Origin of the sequence: Trinickia sp., from assembly GCF_051954495.1 — a bacterium.
In the GTDB taxonomy this organism is placed as follows: Bacteria; Pseudomonadota; Gammaproteobacteria; order Burkholderiales; family Burkholderiaceae; genus Trinickia.
On sequence record NZ_JBQCHR010000048.1, the window covers coordinates 1 to 18,084 of the forward strand.

The 18,084-nt window shown below is 62.5% G+C and carries 20 protein-coding genes; 15 read left to right on the top strand and 5 right to left on the bottom strand.

Features of this window, described 5'->3' with window-relative positions:
• The 12 genes from ACTHNR_RS07565 to ACTHNR_RS07620 form a co-directional block, all read left to right on the top strand.
• On the top strand, nt 1-219 hold a 219-nt coding region (locus ACTHNR_RS07565; RefSeq protein WP_440546954.1), incomplete at its 5' end, for a hypothetical protein.
• A gap of 29 nt (nt 220-248) precedes the next feature.
• Nucleotides 249-563 carry a hypothetical protein gene (locus ACTHNR_RS07570; RefSeq protein ID WP_440546955.1) on the top strand — a complete coding sequence of 105 codons (315 nt, stop codon included), beginning with the start codon at nt 249-251 and terminating at the stop codon, nt 561-563.
• Nucleotides 560-751: a hypothetical protein gene (locus tag ACTHNR_RS07575; RefSeq protein WP_440547007.1), complete on the top strand. Its 192-nt coding sequence runs from the start codon at nt 560-562 to the stop codon at nt 749-751. The genes ACTHNR_RS07570 and ACTHNR_RS07575 overlap by 4 nt, the downstream gene beginning before the upstream one ends.
• A 440-nt stretch (nt 752-1,191) precedes the next feature.
• Nucleotides 1,192-1,950 (top strand): glutamine ABC transporter substrate-binding protein GlnH, encoded by a 759-nt coding sequence (glnH, locus tag ACTHNR_RS07580; RefSeq protein ID WP_440546956.1) that lies wholly within the window; start codon nt 1,192-1,194, stop codon nt 1,948-1,950.
• Between the two features lie 96 nt (nt 1,951-2,046).
• On the top strand, nt 2,047-2,703 hold the full coding sequence (gene glnP, locus ACTHNR_RS07585; protein ID WP_440547008.1) for a glutamine ABC transporter permease GlnP: 657 nt from the start codon (nt 2,047-2,049) through the stop codon (nt 2,701-2,703).
• Complete coding sequence (gene glnQ / locus ACTHNR_RS07590) at nt 2,700-3,428, top strand: glutamine ABC transporter ATP-binding protein GlnQ (RefSeq protein WP_440546957.1); 729 nt, start codon at nt 2,700-2,702, stop codon at nt 3,426-3,428. The genes glnP and glnQ overlap by 4 nt, the downstream gene beginning before the upstream one ends.
• A 39-nt stretch (nt 3,429-3,467) precedes the next feature.
• Nucleotides 3,468-4,544: a C45 family autoproteolytic acyltransferase/hydolase gene (locus ACTHNR_RS07595; protein ID WP_440546958.1), complete on the top strand. Its 1,077-nt coding sequence runs from the start codon at nt 3,468-3,470 to the stop codon at nt 4,542-4,544.
• Between the two features lie 50 nt (nt 4,545-4,594).
• A complete protein-coding gene (locus ACTHNR_RS07600; RefSeq protein WP_440546959.1) occupies nt 4,595-5,947 on the top strand; it encodes an aspartate aminotransferase family protein in 1,353 nt (450 codons plus the stop codon).
• A gap of 41 nt (nt 5,948-5,988) precedes the next feature.
• Nucleotides 5,989-6,558 carry a carboxymuconolactone decarboxylase family protein gene (locus tag ACTHNR_RS07605; protein WP_440546960.1) on the top strand — a complete coding sequence of 190 codons (570 nt, stop codon included), beginning with the start codon at nt 5,989-5,991 and terminating at the stop codon, nt 6,556-6,558.
• Between the two features lie 158 nt (nt 6,559-6,716).
• Nucleotides 6,717-7,058 carry a DUF2946 domain-containing protein gene (locus ACTHNR_RS07610; protein ID WP_440546961.1) on the top strand — a complete coding sequence of 114 codons (342 nt, stop codon included), beginning with the start codon at nt 6,717-6,719 and terminating at the stop codon, nt 7,056-7,058.
• 80 nt (nt 7,059-7,138) lie between these two features.
• Nucleotides 7,139-9,481 carry a TonB-dependent receptor gene (locus tag ACTHNR_RS07615; protein ID WP_440546962.1) on the top strand — a complete coding sequence of 781 codons (2,343 nt, stop codon included), beginning with the start codon at nt 7,139-7,141 and terminating at the stop codon, nt 9,479-9,481.
• Between the two features lie 2 nt (nt 9,482-9,483).
• A complete protein-coding gene (locus ACTHNR_RS07620; protein ID WP_440546963.1) occupies nt 9,484-10,968 on the top strand; it encodes a PepSY-associated TM helix domain-containing protein in 1,485 nt (494 codons plus the stop codon).
• Nucleotides 10,969-11,068: 100 nt separating this feature from the next.
• On the opposite strand, the gene mctP is transcribed toward ACTHNR_RS07620, so the two are convergent.
• The 4 genes from mctP to ACTHNR_RS07640 form a co-directional block, all read right to left on the bottom strand.
• The gene (gene mctP, locus ACTHNR_RS07625) at nt 11,069-12,565 is read right to left on the bottom strand and encodes a monocarboxylate uptake permease MctP (RefSeq protein WP_440546964.1); all 1,497 of its coding nucleotides are present in this window, start codon (nt 12,563-12,565) and stop codon (nt 11,069-11,071) included.
• On the bottom strand, nt 12,562-12,759 hold the full coding sequence (locus tag ACTHNR_RS07630) for a DUF3311 domain-containing protein (RefSeq protein ID WP_440546965.1): 198 nt from the start codon (nt 12,757-12,759) through the stop codon (nt 12,562-12,564). The genes mctP and ACTHNR_RS07630 overlap by 4 nt, the downstream gene beginning before the upstream one ends.
• Nucleotides 12,760-12,972: 213 nt before the next feature.
• A complete protein-coding gene (locus ACTHNR_RS07635) occupies nt 12,973-13,611 on the bottom strand; it encodes a copper chaperone (protein WP_440546966.1) in 639 nt (212 codons plus the stop codon).
• Between the two features lie 170 nt (nt 13,612-13,781).
• Complete coding sequence (locus ACTHNR_RS07640) at nt 13,782-14,546, bottom strand: DUF899 domain-containing protein (protein ID WP_440546967.1); 765 nt, start codon at nt 14,544-14,546, stop codon at nt 13,782-13,784.
• A gap of 151 nt (nt 14,547-14,697) precedes the next feature.
• On the opposite strand from ACTHNR_RS07640, the gene ACTHNR_RS07645 reads away from it, so the two are divergent.
• Nucleotides 14,698-15,918: a helix-turn-helix domain-containing protein gene (locus ACTHNR_RS07645; protein ID WP_440546968.1), complete on the top strand. Its 1,221-nt coding sequence runs from the start codon at nt 14,698-14,700 to the stop codon at nt 15,916-15,918.
• 12 nt (nt 15,919-15,930) lie between these two features.
• On the top strand, nt 15,931-16,620 hold the full coding sequence (locus tag ACTHNR_RS07650) for a Vgb family protein (protein WP_440546969.1): 690 nt from the start codon (nt 15,931-15,933) through the stop codon (nt 16,618-16,620).
• 112 nt (nt 16,621-16,732) lie between these two features.
• Here ACTHNR_RS07650 and ACTHNR_RS07655 read toward each other — a convergent pair whose 3' ends face one another.
• Complete coding sequence (locus tag ACTHNR_RS07655; RefSeq protein WP_440546970.1) at nt 16,733-17,143, bottom strand: winged helix-turn-helix transcriptional regulator; 411 nt, start codon at nt 17,141-17,143, stop codon at nt 16,733-16,735.
• Between the two features lie 121 nt (nt 17,144-17,264).
• Here ACTHNR_RS07655 and ACTHNR_RS07660 point away from each other — a divergent pair, with 121 nt between their 5' ends.
• Complete coding sequence (locus ACTHNR_RS07660; RefSeq protein WP_440546971.1) at nt 17,265-18,044, top strand: SDR family oxidoreductase; 780 nt, start codon at nt 17,265-17,267, stop codon at nt 18,042-18,044.
• Nucleotides 18,045-18,084: the final 40 nt, after the last annotated feature.

An 18,084-nucleotide genomic window follows, 5' to 3' on the forward strand; every position in this document is an offset into this window, starting at 1 on the left:
GTCATCCTCGACGGCCCGACTCGAACCGATTGGCCGGCTAAAGGCTCCGTCTTTGTCGCCTTGCGCGACGACCTGCACTTGCCGCAAGTCACCATCGCGTCTCCAGTTCAACGTTCCGTTTGCAGCGATCCGCATTACGGCTGGCACGATGAATGTATTTGCGAGTTGCACAAGCATATGCTGGTCGCCGGATCGACGAAACCACCACCCAATCGATAGATGACTTGACCGCTTTCAGGGGGAGAGGCATGTTCCCAAGACGAAGTTGGATTACAGACGGCATCTTTGATTTGGAAGCGCTCTCGGCAGAACTGAACGCCGTTATCGACCAGGTGTCGCAACTGACCGATAGAGACGGCGTGCCTGCCGAGCAGCGTAAGCGCGTGCTTGCTGCGCTAAACGAGTATGTAGCCTGTCTCGAGGGCACCGCGCCGACTGCGACTGATTGCCATCGAGTCGCTCGCCTCGTTATCGAGTACTGGCCTTTGGATCTGGAGGTCGGCGAGCATATAGTGAACCTCGAGCGGAGGTTACGAGCGTTCTTCGGCCAATGCACGCAATGAGTCCCGGATACTGGATCATCGTTATCGCTGTCGTCATCGCGATGCTGTATCCCTACGTCAGAATTCTCCGACGTACGGGACATTCGGCGTGGTGGCTCGTCACCATGTTCATTCCGATCGTCAACCTCATCATGCTTTGGGTCTTCGCGTTCGCGAAATGGCCTGGCGTCGCCCGCGTCGAGCGATAGACGCAGCAATCACCAGCACGAACAACCGACAAGCAGCAAAACCGCCCGATCGAACGCGGCGCCCACTCCCACCCGACCCACGATTCATCCAACCAATCTCCCCGACCCTAACGCCGCAACCTAACGCCGCTAGGGTTTTCCCTTTCTCCAAGTCCTCCCTCCTTTCCCGCTAAACCCCATACGCCGCGGCCTTCTCCGCCCGATCGCCGCGCGTCGCCCCCACGTTTCTCCCCCTTGACGTTCTTTATTGGCGAGCTAGCATTCGCGTTGACAACATATGTTGCGACGAAGTATAAATGCACACCTATCGTTGTAATGGGCGTGCGCACTGCCTCCGGGCGAGCCTTCACTTCGTTGTCGCAGGCGTTTGTCGTTTCCGTCCGAGCGCTCCGCATATGCGCGCCGGGCGTTCAGCAGTTCAACTGGCAGTGGAGGCCACTATGGGACGTCGTTCCTTTTTGATGTCGTTGATCGCCGCGACGCTGTTCGGGTCGGCGGCGCTCATGCCCGCGCATGCGGAAAGCACGCTCACCGTCGGCGTCGATACATCGTTCATGCCGTTCGAATTCAAGCAAGGCGACAAGTACGTCGGCTTCGATATCGACCTCTGGACCGAAATCGCAAAGGACTTGAATCTGAAGTACACGCTTCAACCGATGGATTTCGCGGGCCTCATCCCCGGGCTCCAAACGCACAACATCGATGTCGCGCTTTCCGGCATGACCATCAAGGAGGAGCGCAGGAAAGTGATCGACTTCTCCGATCCCTACTACGACAGCGGTCTGGCGGCGATGGTGCGCGTCGACAACACGACGATCCATTCGATGGACGACCTGAACGGCAAGGTCATCGCGGCGAAGACGGGCACGGCCACGATCGACTGGATCAAGGCGCACTTGAAGCCCGCCGAGATCCGTCAGTTCCCGAACACCGACGAGGCCTACATGGCGCTCGAAGCGGGCCGCGTCGACGCCGCGATGCACGACACGCCCAACGTTCAGTTCTTCGTCAACACGGCGGGCAAAGGCAAGGTGAAGGTGGCCGGCGCACCCGTGAGCGGCGACAAGTACGGTATCGGTTTTCCGAAAGGAAGCGAACTCGTACCGAAGGTCAATGCGGAGTTGAAGCGGATGAAGGCCGACGGCCGCTACGCGACGCTCTATCGCAAGTGGTTCGGCTCGGAACCCCCGAAGTCCTGATGCCCAGTAATCGCCTAAGTTGGCAGGCGCATTAATGGCATGTCCAGCGGCGCGCGGGCGCGCGCCGCCTACTTCTCCGATAGCGGGAGCCAAGCAGTGGATTTCGATTCATCGGTAATCTGGAGCGCATTGCCGGACCTTTTGGACGGCGTGAAGCTCACGGTCATGATCGCCGTTCTGGGCCTTATCGGCGGCTCGGTGATCGGCCTATTGGCGGGGCTGGCCCGGGCATACGGTCCGCTCCTTCTCAACGTGGCGGCACAAGCTTACATCGAGCTGATTCGCGGCACGCCCATCGTCGTGCAGGTCATGTTTCTGTATTTCGCGTTGCCGCTGCTCGCGCACATTCGCATCGACGGGCTCACCGCGGCTGTCATTGCCATCGCGGTGAACTCGGGGGCGTATCTCGGCGAAGTCGTGCGCGGCGCATTCTTGTCCATTCCGCGCGGGCTCACCGAAGCGGGTCTCGCCATGGGGCTGTCCATGCCGCGCACCTTGCTCAAGATCGTCGGCCCGCTCGCGTTTCGACGCCTGATTCCGCCGCTCGGCAATCAGTGCATCGTAAGCCTGAAAGATACGTCGCTGTTCATCGTCATCGGCGTCGGCGAACTGACGCGCAAGGGTCAAGAGATCATCGCCGGCAATTTCCGCGCGGTGGAAATCTGGACGGCGGTCGCCTGCATATACCTCGTTCTGACGGGCGTCATGACGCTCGGACTTCGAATGGTCGAAAAAAGGATGCGGATGCTATGAGCATGGTCGAATTCAAATCGGTGTCGAAGAACTTCGGACACGTCACGGTCCTTAAAGACATCGACCTTCGCATCGATGCCGGCGAGGTGGTGGTGGTGCTCGGGCCGTCAGGGTCCGGCAAGTCGACAATGCTTCGATGCATCAATGCGCTCGAGAAAATCTCCGGCGGCGATCTGCTGGTCGACGGTTTGAGCGTGAAGGGGCGATCGGCCGACATTCACCGTATCCGTCTCGAGGCTGGCATGGTGTTTCAGCAGTTCAATCTGTTTCCGCAGATGACGGCGCTCGAGAATGTCATGTTCGGGCCGATTCAAGTGCGCGGTGCAACGCGAGCGGAGGCGCGCGAGCAAGCGTTGGCGCTGCTGCGCAAAGTGGGCTTGGCCGAGCGCGCGGGGCATTATCCCTCCGAGCTTTCGGGCGGGCAGCAGCAACGCGTCGCCATCGCGCGGGCGCTGGCGATTCGGCCGAAACTGATGCTGTTCGACGAGCCGACCTCGGCGCTCGATCCCGAACTGCGTCATGAAGTGCTCAAGGTCATGCAAGATCTGGCAACCGAAGGCATGACCATGATTGTCGTGACGCACGAGGTTGGATTCGCGCGACGCGTGGGTACGCGTTTATTGTTCATGGATCAAGGCACGATCGTCGAAGACGGTCAGCCTGCCGCGTTGCTCGATCAGCCACCGACGGTGCGGTTGCAGAATTTTCTGAAGCACGTCGCGTAGGTCGTCTTGGTTGAACGTACGTTTGATAGCAGATCAGTGATGCCGCAATTGAATTGCTTCACCATCGCGGGCGATTCGGCCCAGATCGGGCGGGCGCTAGGTGAGCTCGCTAAGCCGGTCTTCGATGCTTACATGCAGCAAAGCGCTGCTTGGGCCCGCCTGCGTCAATGGAGGGGAACGCCGTTCGTGGGGGCGCTCCGCAAGGTCGCGTCCGAGCGTTACCCGGCTTACGTCGCGGAACTCGATGCCATGGCGGCTGCGCTGGGCTGGCCTGGCGACGATCTCTTTCTGTGGAACTGTCGCGGCGAGTTGACACATCGCGCACCGGACGGCTGCACGACGCTCGCTGCCGAGCGAAGCATGGGCGGCACGGGCGGCGTAATCGCGCACAACGAAGACGGCGATCCGCATCTAAGAGACAAGTGCATGCTGGTCGATGTGCGCCCGACAGGCCGCCCCGGCTTCGTGAGCTTCTACTATCCGGGGTCGCTGCCGGGCCATACATTCGCGGTGAATCGCGCCGGCATCGCCCAAGCGATCAACAATCTGCGCATCGTGCACACCGCTCCGGGCGTGCCACGCATGATTCTTGCGCGCGCAGTGTTGGACGCGGTTTCGCTCGACGAAGCGGTCGCAATGCTGCGAGATGCGCCTCGTGCGAGTGGCTTTCATCACACGATCGGCTGCGCGGGAGAGGCCCATATATTCAGTATCGAAGCGACGCCGCGTCGATGTTCGATCGAACGCGTGGGCGGGCAAAACACCAACGTCGGACGCTTATTCGGTCATGCCAACCATCTGGTTCATCGGGAACACGAACTCGAGCTTCAAGTGGTTACCGATTCGTCGCGCGACAGGCAAGGGCGGCTCGCCGAACTGCTGCCTCAGCTAGGCGCTCGTTCGGACAACGAAACGTTGTTGCGGGTGCTGCGGGACCGGGCGCAGGCGGGCTTGCCGATCTATCGCGACGACCCGCGTGACCCAGACGATGAGAATACGCTGGCGACCGCCCTCATGCGCACCGATCGCGACGGAGTAGCGTTCGAGGTGCATCAGCACGGCGTGCTTGTGTTCGAGCAATTCATTTCTCGCACGGCGGGCGTCGCCGCCGGCTAATCGGCTCTACGACGACGCCCGCCGTTTCACCTACGATTTCGAGGTACTGCATGTCCTACGTATTTCACCGAATGCCGAAAAAGTCCTTGCCTGCGGCGGTGGCGGGCGACGGCATCGAGATCATCGATTCCACCGGCAAGCGATACATCGATGCGAGCGGCGGCGCGGCCGTGTCGTGCCTGGGTCATAGCCATCGTCGCGTGGTCGAGGCCATCGAGCGGCAAGCTCGACAGCTCGCTTACGCGCATACATCGTTCTTTACGACGCAGGTGGCGGAAGCGCTGGCCGAGCAGCTCGTGAGCACGGCGCCCAGCGGTATCGGTCACGCCTATTTCGTCTCGGGCGGATCGGAGGCGATGGAGGCCGCGCTCAAGCTCGCGCGTCAATATTTCGTCGAAATCGGCCAACCGCAGCGTAAGCATTTCATCGCGCGCCGGCAGAGTTACCACGGGAACACGCTCGGCGCGCTCGCCATCGGCGGCAATGCGTGGCGGCGCGAGCCGTTCCTGCCGCTCTTGATCGACGCGCATCACGTCAGCCCCTGCTACGTGTATCGCGATCGGCTGGCGGGCGAATCTGACGAAGCCTATGCGCAGCGCCTGGCCGATGAACTCGAAAGCAAGATTCTCGAACTCGGTGGCGACACAGTGGCGGCATTCGTCGCCGAAACGGTGGTCGGCGCCACGATGGGGGCGGTGCCGCCCGTCGCCGGCTACTTCCGCAAGATTCGCGCAGTGTGCGACAAGTACGGTGTCTTGTTGATTCTCGACGAAGTGATGTGCGGCATGGGACGCACAGGCCGCCTCTATGCATGCGAGGAAGAGGGCGTCACGCCCGATCTGCTCACCATCGCCAAGGGGCTCGGCGCGGGCTATCAGCCGATCGGCGCGACGCTCGCCAGCGACCGCATCTACGATGCGATCGTCGACGGCTCGGGATTTTTTCAGCACGGCCACACGTATATGGGCCACGCGACCGCTTGCGCGGCGGCGCTCGAAGTGCAGCGCGTGATCGACGAGGACAACCTTCTTGCCAATGTGCAGGCGCGCGGCGAGCAGTTGCGCGCGGCGCTGCGTGCGCGTCTAGGCGACGACGCGCATATCGGCGATATTCGCGGGCGCGGGCTATTCGTTGGCGTGGAGCTTGTTCGGGACCGTACAAGCAAAGCTCCGTTCGAGCCGCAGCGCAAGCTGAACGCGGCCATCAAGCAGGAAGCGATGACGCGCGGATTGATGGTCTATCCGATGGGCGGTACGATCGACGGCAAACTTGGCGATCATGTCTTGCTCGCACCGCCGTTCATCTGCACGCCGAGCGATATCGAGCGTATCGTCGAGCGCTTAGGCGATGCGATCGATGCAGCGTTGGTTTCAACCGGCGCATTGGCGGCAAGCGCCTCATAAACCGTATCGCGGCAGAGCCGCACCATGAAGGATCGAGATCGATGACGACTGAACGAAACGCCGCGCGCCTGCCCCCGTTCGATCGGGCTGCCGCCACGCCCGAGCAGGAGGCGGTGCTGGACGAGATTTTGTCGGGGCCGCGGGGCAATCTCGACGGCCCGTTTCTCGCGTGGATCGCCAGCCCCGAACTGGCGGAACACGCGCAGCGGCTCGGGGCGTTTTGCCGGTATCGAACGGGACTGCCGTTGCGGCTATCCGAGTTGGCGATCCTGATCACGGCGGCGCAGTGGCGTGCGCAGGCAGAGTGGCAGATTCACTATCCGATCGCGCTAGAAGCCGGCGTGTCGGTCGACGTAGGCGAGGCGCTGCTCGAGGGGCGGCGCCCCGCGTTTGCCGATCTCGACGAGGCGCTGATCTACGACTTCGCCACCGAGTTGTACGCCGCGAAGCGTGTTTCCGATATGACATTCGAAAAGGCCGAGAAGCGCTTCGGCCATGAAACCACGGTCAATCTTGTGGGTTTGCTCGGCTATTACGCGCTGGTGGCCATGACGCTGAACGTTTTCTCCATGCGGGCGAGCGAGGATCAGCCGTTGCCGTTCACGGAGTAACGCGAGGGCACTGCGCCGGGAAGACCTGAGCGTCAGCGAACGGCAGCAAGCGGTGGCAAAATCGCGGATAGCGGCGCTAGCCATGCCCTTTTTCCGATGCTAGACTCCGCGACGCCCGAGCATTTTCCGACGACATGAACCTTCGCCGACACGCCCGCATGACCGCATGGCTTGGCCTCATCGCCATGTGGCTCGTCGTCTGCGTGCCGCTCGTGAGTCAGCTCGTCGTTGCATCGCGCGCGCACGAACCCGTCGCGCCCCTATGCTCCGCCGCAACCCCCGTCGATATGCCGCAGCACGAGATCGCGGCCAATCCTTTGTCGGCGTGCGGCTATTGCGACCTGCTTGCCACCCATGCGCCGATGCCCTCGGTATCGCCCGTCGTCGTGCAAACGACGACGTTGGTCATGACCATGGCCGCGCCGGTGCTTTCCATCCGTTTCACCCCGCTTGGCGCTTTCCCATCCGGGCGCCCCAGAGCGCCTCCGCTCGCTTCCTGAAGATCGCTTCGCCCGACCGCTAGTTGCGCGCCCATGAACGGCGCGTGCGGTCGTTCGTCCCATGCTTTCAGGAACAGCCGATGCCTTTTTTCGCACCGGGCTGCCGAGCTGCTTGCCGCCGCAAGCGGGCTCGACATGTCACGCTCGCACTCTTGCCCGTTTCGCTGCTGCCGCGACTGGCGCACGCAGACGGCGCCTCAACCGATGTCACGCTGCCCCCGGTCGTCGTCACCGCCAACGGGGAGGCCAGCCGATGGTCGGCCCCTCGAACGATCGACCCGAATCTGCCGGCCACGGTCGAAACGGTTACGCGTGACAAGTTTTCGAATTGGAACGTCGTCAATACCGAGGACACGCTGAAGTACTTGCCGAACCTCGCGGTGCGCAAGCGCTTCATCGGCGATCTGAATTCGATCATCGCCGTGCGCGGCACGAGCAATACGCAAAGCGCGCGGGGGCTCGTCTATGCCGACGGTCTGCTGCTCAGCAATTTGCTGGGAAACAGCTATTCCTTTCCGCCTCGCTGGTCGATGGTCTATCCGGGCGAGATCCAACGAGTCGACGTCATTTACGGACCATTTTCCGCGTTGTATCCGGGCAATTCGCTCGGGGCGACGGTGCTGATTTCGACCGGCATGCCGAAACGGTTCGAGGCCGATGCGGAGGTGAAGGCCTTTACGCAACACTTCGATCTCTTCGGCGTCAACGGGAATTTCAACGGCAGCGAAGCGACAGCGACGCTCGGCAACCGAATCGGCAAGTTCTCGTTTCGGCTAGGCGTCAATCACCTGGAAAACACGAGCCAGCCTTTGTCGTTCGCCACGTTGGCGAAGTCGTCCACGCCGGCGAAGGCGGGTGACACCCCGGTCACCGGCGCATACTTCTACAACAATCAAACCAACGCGCCCACGACCGTCCTCGGCGTGAACGGCGAGGGCATCGAGCACACGATTCAAGATCAACTGACGCTGAAGGCGCAATACGATTTCACGCCGACGGTGCAAGGCGCGTTCACGCTCGGCTATTGGCGCCAAAGCTACAACAGCGCAACGTCGACGTTTCTGACGGATGCCAAAGGCAATCCCGTCTACAGCGGCAAGGTCGATATCGGCGGCTACGAATATGCGATCCCCACCGCCGCGCTGGCGCCGAGCCTCGGTTGGAACGAGAACTGGCTCTACGGGCTTTCGCTGCGTACGCACCAGGCCACCGGGTGGAATGCGGAAGCGATTGCTTCCTACTACGACGTGTCGACAAGCGTCGCTCGCACCGCCAACGCGGGTGGCCCAGGCAACGGACCAGGCGTCGTGACGTTCGGCGACGGCACAGGATGGAAGACGCTCGATCTAAAGGCCACGTGGACACCGGCCTCGCGCGACGCAGGCTGGCGCAATCATTGGCTCACCTTCGGCTATCACTACGATGACTATCGCCTAAGCAACGAGACGTACAGCACGGCGAACTGGCGCGACGGGGCGGCCGGTGCGTTCGCGAACGCATTCGGCGGCAAGACGCGAACGCAGGCCCTGTATGCGCAAGATGCGTGGCGTTTCCTGCCGCGCTGGAAGTTCGTCTACGGCGCCCGCTACGAAGATTGGAACGCCTACGACGGGAAGCAGGCGGTCGGCGCGACGGGGCTGCCCTATCCGCAATCGAATCAGCACCACATCTCACCGAAGGCATCGCTGTCGTTCGACCTGACCGACTCGCTCACGTTGCGTGCATCCATTGGCCGCGCCTATCGGTTCCCGACGGTGAGCGAATTGTTCCAAGGGCAAATCAACGGGACATCGATCGTCAACAACAATCCGAATCTCACGCCCGAGGACGATTTGTCGAAGGAGTTGACCGCGGAGTGGACGCATTGGAACGGCCTGTGGCGGTTGTCGCTGTTTCAGGATGACGTGAAAAACGCAATCTTCAGCCAGACCGATACGACGGTGATTCCGAACGTCACCAATTTCCAGAACATCGGCAAGGTGCGTTCACGCGGCGTCGAACTCAGTTACGAAGGGGAAGACGTCGGCGTGCGCGGGCTCGATCTGCTGGCGAGTATGGCCTACACCCAGTCTCGCATTCTCGCCAATGCGCAGAACCCGGCATCCGTCGGGAAGTATTTCTACCGGATTCCGCTGTGGCGCGCCGATTTGGCCGCGACGTATCGCTTCGACGAACGCGCGGCGGTCACGCTGGCCGGCCGCTACTCGGGGCGCCAGTACAACACGCTCACGAACACCGATACGAACCCCGACGTATTCGGCGGCACCAGCACATACGTGGTGGCGGACGCGCGCTTTTCGTTCAAGCCGACCAAGCGCAGCGAAATCGGCGTGGGCGTCGACAACCTATTCGACGCGCGCTATTTCGTCTACCACCCGTATCCGGGCCGCACCTTTTACGTCGATGCCAAATTGAGGATGTGACCATGCGAAATTCAGGTTACCGCACGCTGTGGCGATGGCACTTTTATGCGGCGCTGTTCGTCATGCCGCTGTTGATCGTGCTCGCCGTCACCGGCACGTTGTACTGCTTCAAGCCGCAGATCGAACCGTTGCTCTATCCGCATCGCTTGATCGTCGCGCCGGAGGCAAGGCCCCGGATCGCCGAGGAGCGGCTGCTGCGAAATGCGGCGGCGGCGCTGCCGCCTGGAGCCACGCCGAGCAGCGCGCATGTCGATAACGATCCGGCGCACAGCGCCGAGTTCGTCTTTCGGCTGCCGAGCGGGGATCGCGAGAGCGTGTACGTCAATCCGTATTCAGGCGAGATACTGGGCACGCTGAGCGTCGAAGGCCGGTTCATGCAGGTTGTGCGGATGCTGCATCGCAAGCTGTTGCTCGGCAAGCCGGGCGAATTGCTGATGGAGTTGGCGGCTTGCTGGACGCTCGTCATGATCGGCACGGGCGTCGCGCTTTGGTGGCCTAGGCGTGGTGTTCGCGTGCGTATGCGCGACTTATTCTGGCCCAACGCCGCGATGAGCGGCCGCGCGCTGTGGAAAAGCGTCCACGCGGTGTTGGGCATTTGGCTCGCCGTGGGCGCGCTTGCATTCATCGTGACCGGATTGCCGTGGACGGGCTCTTGGGGCAAGCAATTCAAGGCGCTCGCGACGAGCGTGAACCTCGGTTCGCCGCCCGGCGCGTGGGGTGGGTTGGCGCTGCATTCGCAGGCGCCGGGCGCGGACAAGTCGGCGGTGCGAGCTGCGGCCGGACCGACGACGGACAAGGCCGATGCAGGCGAGCATCATGCGATGAAGATGTCGGCGCACATGGATTCGATGCCGGGCATGGTGATGGACGACATGCCGTTGTCGAACGTACCGTGGGCGGTAGGTGCGGTGCCTGTCCCGCACGCGCCGGCGCATGGTGCGGCCGAACCCTTGCCGCTCGGCCGCATCGTCGCGCAGCTACGCGAGATGGGGCTCGACGATGGCTACGACATTGCCTTTCCGCGCGGTAGCGACGGCGTCTACACCGTCAGCTATTTCCCCGACGACCCGCAAAACGAGCGCACGCTGTACCTCGATCAATACACCGGGGCAGTGCTGAAGGACATTCGCTATCGTGACTACGGGGCGGTGGCGAAGGCGGTGTCGTACGGCACATCGCTGCACATGGGCCGTTACTTCGGGCTCGCCAATCAGATCGTTTGCACGCTGATTTCGCTGGGCCTGGCCGCGATGGCGGTCACGGGGTTTGCGATGTGGTGGCAGCGCCGGCCAGCCGGTGCGCTCGGCGCGCCGAACCGAGAGCAGGGCGCGCCACCCATGCGTGCGTGGAAGACGGCGCTGGTTCTGCTCGCAATCGTCTTTCCGCTGATGGGGGTGACGCTTATCGCGGTCTGGCTATTCGATCGCGCGATGTTCGGCAGGCGGCCAAGGCGAATCGCCGAGCGAAGCGACGGCGCTAATGCCTAGGAAATAGCGCGGGCATACACGAACGACAACGAACTGCCTCGGCATAAAAAAACGGCCATCGATCGACGATGGCCGTTGCGTGCTGCGAGAGAAAAGACGCTTACTGCGCGGCGACGTTCGGCTGGGCCGAGCGGCTCTTCGCCGTGACCGCCGACACGGCCACCGTGATGACCACGTTAGCCGCGAGCGCGATCAACCCGATGTACGTCGGATACGTCGCGCCGGCGATATGCAGCGCATAGACCGGCTTGAGTCCTTGCATCGCGGCGAGAATCGTACCGATCGAGATCCCCGCCAGCCAGCCGAGGAACAAGCCCTGCGTCGTGAGGCGCCGCGTATAGAGCGAGAACACCACCGCCGGGAAGATCTGCAGAATCCACACGCCGCCGAGCAGCTGCATGTCGATCGCATATTGCGTCGGCAAGGCGATGATGAACAGCAACGCACCGAACTTGACGACGAGCGACACGAGCTTGGCGTTCGACGCTTCTTTCTCCGGCGTGGCGTTCGGCGCGATCAAAGGCTTGTAGAGATTGCGCGTGAACAGGTTGGCTGCGCCGATCGACATGATCGCGGCCGGTACGAGCGCGCTGATCGCGATGGCCGCGGCGGCGAAGCCGACGAACCACGACGGGAACAACGTGAGGAACAGCGTCGGCACGACATCGGACGGCGACTTCACATGCACGCCCGCGGCGATCGCCATGTAGCCCAGCAGCGCGATCAACCCGAGCAGTACCGTATAGGCCGGCAGAAAGATCGCGTTCTTCTTGACGGTGGCCGCCGAGCTCGACGAGAGCACGCCCGTCATCGTGTGCGGATACATGAATGCCGCCAGCGCGGACCCGAGTGCGAGCGTCGCATAGGCCGTGAATTGCGAGGGCTTCAGCAAGATGCCCGTCGCGCCGCCCTTCGCCGCGAAGTACTTGTCCGCGGTGTCGAACAGGGCGCCGTAGCCGCCGAGCTTGACCGGAATCCAGCAGACCGCGACGATCACGACGATATAGATCATGATGTCTTTGACGAACGCGATCATGGCCGGCGCGCGCAGACCGCTCGCATACGTATAGAGCGCGAGAATCACAAACGCGACGATCAGCGGCAACTCGCCCGTAACGCCCAAGCTCTTGATGACGACCTGCATGCCGACGAGCTGGAGTGCGATGTAGGGCATCGTGGCGACGATGCCGGTCACCGCGATCGCGGCCGGGAACCACTTTCCGCCGAACACGCCTTGCACATAGTCGGCCGCGGTGATGTGATTGCCGCGATGACATGCCTGCCAAAGCTTGGGCATGACGGCGAACACGAACGGATAGACGATGATCGTGTAGGGCAGGGCGAAGAACCCGTAAGCGCCCACTGAATACACGAGCGCGGGCACGGCAATGACCGTATAGGCGGTGTAGAAATCGCCGCCTACCAGGAACCACGAGATTACGGTGCCGAATTGACGGCCGCCCAATCCCCATTCATGCAGTTGCGTGAGATCGCCTCGTTTCCAGCGTGCGGCGACGAAGCCGAGCACCGTGATGAGCGCGAAGAAAACGATGAAGATGGCTAGGGCAGTGGTATTGATCGAAGTCGGCTCGGTCATTTGGCGCTCCGGTAAACGGCGTACATCAACAGCGAGGTGATGGGCACCCAGAGGAACTGGTACCAGTAGAAGAACGGGAAGCCGAGTAGCGACGGATGCGCGCCGTTGTAGAACGGCAGCCAAAGCAAGGCGAGGTAGGGCAACAGCAAAATCAACGGCAACCACGCGCGGCGTGGCGGGTTGGAGGTCTCCATGATTGCTCCTTAGGGCTGACGATGAAGCGAGAGGCATCCCGCGAATAGGGGCCGCCGCTCGATGTCTTTATTTGAACTTTCGTGGGAAGAATCGAGCCAAACGCGATGTTTGCTTGGAGGAGGTGGGGCATCCTCACGCAAATCGGGTGCGATTGACGGGCGTAGTATTCGCGCTCGGTATATTGGCCGCAAGCGCATAACTACTTAAGGGTGCTACGTAGGATTACGTAGGGGTGGGCGGTGACCTTTGACGCGCTGCTCGATGAGCATCGCCACCGTCACAGTAAGCATGGCGCGTGGATCCATGATGCCGATCGAGAAAAGAACCGCCATCCAATTCGCGCAGCAGACGCCGCTGTGAACGGCGAGCGCAAACCCATACCGGAACGCAGCACAGCACTTGTTTACCGGTGCAAAGCCGTCGAGCGGCGACGTCCGGCAGCATGCGAGACGCCCCGCCTTCCACGGCGTGAATTGCACGCACCCCGCAAGCACGATGACAACGCCTGAAACCACCGGCATCGATCGAGCAAGCACTGTCGAACGAAGTAAGCCCGCGCTCAGCGCGGCGCCCACTGCGAACACGACGACGCCGAGAACGAGCCAGAAAGCAAAATAACCGAAGCCCACCAATAGCGTGGACCAAGCCGCTCGCCGCCCAACGATGCCCCGAGCGTGCATCCAATGCACCCATAGCGCCGGCGTCAGCGATGGCAGCATCATCGGAATCATCATCACGGTCCACATCGCGACGAACGCAGCGGCCGATCCGATCCATGTTTGTCCGCATGTCGACGCGGGCATCCACATCGAGGACAACGCCCAATCGCCGGGCATTGGAATATCCGGCATCGCGGACATCGATCGGCTCATCGCGATCGTCCCTGCAATGCCGGCAATGAAGACGAGCCCGATGACCCCGAAGAAAAGACAACGAGCGGCCCGCGCGGCAGGCGGGCCGTCGTTGCGGCATCGTTCGATACCGGCGTCAAAGCGGATGTCACCGCACGACACGATCCGGCTCAACGCGGCGCGTACTCGTCATGCCGCTTCCACCAAACACCGGTTTCATTGCGGCCGAGCGGCGCGCGATCGAGCCATTGGTACATCCCCCACACGGCGTCGACGCCGCGAGCATACGTCGAATACGTGTGATAAACGGCACCGTCCTCGAGCACGAACGCGGTGATGCCGGGCCGATCGCGGGCATAGGTTTTCGCATCCGTGCCGCACGTATCGGCGAAAGCTTTGACGGGGGCGGGCGCGGGCTCCATGTCCATCGCATGCCTGCCGCGCACATAGTTGTATTCGATCTCGCCGTCGCGCTGTTGCATCTCGGTGAACGACACGTTGAAGTCGAAATTGAAGCTGCTGTCGGCCGACGATGCCCACGGGAACGTCCATCCCATGCGCCGCTTATACCCTTGCAGTTTGTCGATCGACGCACGCGAGACAGCGGTGAGCGTCACGTCGTGGTTCGCCAGATGCACGTGCACGCCGTTGAACGAATCGGCGATCGACGAGCACGACGGGCAGCCCGCCTTGTAATCCGGGCCGAACATGAAGTGATAGACGAGCAGTTGCGAGCGGCCATCGAACAGATCGATGAGCGTGGCCGGTCCGTTCTCCGTTTCGAATCGATAGTCTCGATCCACGCGCACCCACGGCAAGGCTTGTCGCTGGCGCACGAGTTCGTCGCCGTGGCGCGTCAGCGCTTTCTCCGCTTCCAGCAGCTTGATGCGTGCGGCCAGCCATTCCTCTCGCGTTCCTGTTGCATGTGTCGTCATCGTTTGCTCCTTTGAATCATTGAAGTTCGTCGCTTTGTCGCTTCGTGGCGCGCGGATGCGCCAGGACGAACGGCCACATGTGGTGACATGTCACGTGCTAGATTAGTGACCGGCATCCAACGGTGGGAGTGACAAGTTTGGCGGGATTCGAATGGACTCGATGATCGCGGCCGCGGCGCGCTCCCTCGCCGCCGGCGATCCGATCGGCGCGCTCAATTGCGTGTCGCTGCGCGAGGACGCGCCGGCGCTCGCGCTGCGTGGCATCGCCATGGCGCAGCTCGGCGATCTCGCACGGGCCAAAGGGCTGCTTCGCAGCGCGGCGCGCGCCTTCGGGCCGAGCCAAGCGCTGGCGCGCGCGCGGTGCATCGTCGCCGAAGCGGAAGTCGCTCTTGCCGCGCGCGATCTGCGCTGGCCCGAGAAGTCGCTCGATGCTGCGCGCGCGACACTGGAGGCGAACGGCGATCGACTCAACGCGGCGCATGCGCGATATCTCTCGGCCAAGCGATCGTTGCTCCTGGGGCGTTTGGAAGAGGCGGAGCAAGCGCTCGCGCAGCGTGTGCCCGAGAACGCGCCGGCCGCGCTGCGCGCCTGTCATGCGTTGCTCGTCGCCGGCATCGCCATCCGGCGTTTGCAACCGCAGCTCGCGCGCGACGCCTTGGAGACGGCTGCAAAGGCCGCGCGTGAGTCGGGGATCGCCTCTTTGAGCGCCGAGGTGGAAAGCGCTGAAACGTCTCTCGCCGCGCCGGCGGCGCGATTGATCGCGCGAGGCCAGACGCGGGCCGTGACCCTCGAAGAGGTGCAAGCGCTGTCCTCCCCCAAGCGCATCATCGTCGATGCTTGCCGCTACGCCGTCCGCGATGCCGGCACGACGGTGCCGCTCGCCACGCGTCCCGTGTTGTTTGCACTCGCCCGAGTCTTGGCCGAAGCGTGGCCCGACGACGTTCCGAGAGAAACGCTGATCGCGCAGGCATTTCGCGGCACATTCATCGACGAAACGCACCGCGCCCGGCTACGCGTGGAAATCGGCCGCTTGCGCGCTCAGCTCAAGACGCTTGCCGATGTGACCGCCACTAAACGCGGGTTTGCGCTGATGCCGCGCGGCGCGCACGATGTCGTCGTGCTTGCGCGGCCGTTCGAGGAAAAGCATGCGGCCGTACTGGCGTTGATGGCCGATGGCGAGTCGTGGTCGAGCTCCGCGCTCGCGCTGGCGCTGGGCGCTAGCCAGCGATCGGTCCAGCGTGCGCTCGACGCGCTCGCGTCGGAGGGCAAGATTCAATCGGTAGGAGAAGGGCGGGCGCGTAGATGGATGACGCCGCCCGCCGTCGGATTCGCGACGGCTTTGTTACTCCCCACCTCGATGGCCAGCGACTAGGATGAGCGCACTATGAAATTATCCAACGCCGAAATCATTCAGGAATACGGACCCCTGCCGGGGATCGCCGCGGTCGGCGGCGTCACGTTCGACGGCCGGAACGTCTGGCTGGCAGTGGGGGAGAAGCTGTGCGCGCTCGATCCCGCCAGCGGCCAAATTGAGCGGACGATCGACGTTCCCGCCCCAGCCGGAACGGCCTTCGACGGCAAGCACCTTTATCAGCTGGCCGGCGAAGCGATCCGAAAGATCGATCTCGAATCGGGCGCCGTGCTCGCCACCATCGCCGCACCGCCCGGCGGCGTCAACTCGGGCCTCGCGTGGGCCGAGGGCTCGCTTTGGCTTGGGCGGTACTCCGAACGCAAGATCTTCCAAATCGACCCCGAAACGGGCGCGGTCCTGCGAGCGATCGAATCGAACCGATTCGTCACCGGCATCACTTGGGCCGATGGCGAACTTTGGCACGGCACCTGGGAAGGCGACGAAAGCGAAATCAGGCATATCGACGCACAGACGGGTGAAGTCGTCGAGGCGCTCGTCATGCCCGAGGGCGTTGGCGTGGCGGGCCTCGAATGGGACGGAAAAGACCGCTTCTTCTGCGGTGGCGGCGGCAGCGGGAAAGTCCGAGTGGTGCGCCGTCCCAAGCACGGCGCGGCGGCCATAGGCGAAGCACACGCCGCAGCCGATGCGCCGCCGGCGAAATGACATGTGACCCAACGCGCGCGGCATGCGGCTGCATGGACCGCGCGCAAAGACGGCAACCTAGCCGCCGGCCATCGACGCAAAATCCATGCGATCCAAAGCGTCGCTGCCGAAGTTACGTCTCGAGCCGCTTCGATAGCCCTTTCAACTGCGCGTAGTGCTTTTCCGCCCACAGCCACACGCCGCAAAACGCCGCGCATAAGCTGCGCCCCAGCTCCGTCAATTGATATTCCACGCGCGGCGGCACTTCCGGATAAACGGTGCGCGTGACGAACCCGTCTTCCTCCATCTGCCGCAATGTTTTCGTCAGCATGCGCTGGCTGATCCCGCCAACGAGCTCTCCAATGCGGGTAAAGCGCAGCACGCCGTTTTGTTCCAGCACTTCGAGCACACACATCGTCCATTTATCGGCGACTCGCCCGATGACCTCCATCACGACGTCATCGATCTCCGGCGTCGAGCGACTTCCCGTCGGCGATTCGAACACGACGGCGCGTCCCGCTCGTTTTTGCTTCTGCGTGGCCATGATTCGTTGCTTCCACTAGTAAGTTACTTACCAATATGTTCGTACAGCACAAACAAGTGCCTACTTCCGAAATGAGAGTATTGGGTCTATTCTTGCCCTCGTCAACCACGGGAGAAACATCATGCAAGTGACCGGAAACACGATTCTCATCACGGGCGGCGGGTCCGGCATCGGGCGCGCATTGGCCGAGGCCTTTCATCGTCGCGGCAACGAGGTCATCATTGCCGGCCGGCGCGAGGACGCGCTGCGCAAGGTAGCCGAGGCCAACCCGGGTATGAAGACCGCGGTGCTCGACGTCCAAGATCCCGCGGCGATCAAGCGGTTCGCCGCGCGCATGGCCGAGGAATTCCCGCGGCTGAACGTGGTGCTCAACAACGCCGGCATCATGCAGATGGAAGATTGGCGCGCCGACGAAGTCGATCTGTCGACCGCCGAGGCGACGATCGCGACGAATCTGCTGGCCCCGCTGCGTTTGATCGCGGCTTTGCTGCCGCAGCTCAAGCGCCAGCCCAGGTCGACGGTCATGACGGTCTCGTCGGGCTTGGCGTTCCTCACGCTGGCACATACGCCGACTTACAGCGCAACGAAGGCCGCCATTCACGCGCTCAGCGATTCGCTGCGCTATCAATTGCGCGACACGCCGGTCGATGTCGTCGAGATCGCGCCGCCGTATGTCGCGACGGAACTCATGGGCGAGCAGCAGGCCAACGATCCGCACGCCATGCCGCTGGCTGAATTCATCGACGAAGTCATGAGCATTCTCGAAACTCAGCCGAACGTGCGCGAGGTGCTCGTCAAACGAGTCTATCCTCTGCGCTTTGCAGCCGAGCAGGGCTACGAGAAGTACATGGAGCAATTTCACACGTTCAACGACCGCTTCGGCGCGGGACATCTCGGGTAACGGTGCGCTAACGACGAAGCGAGAAACGAAACACGAAAAA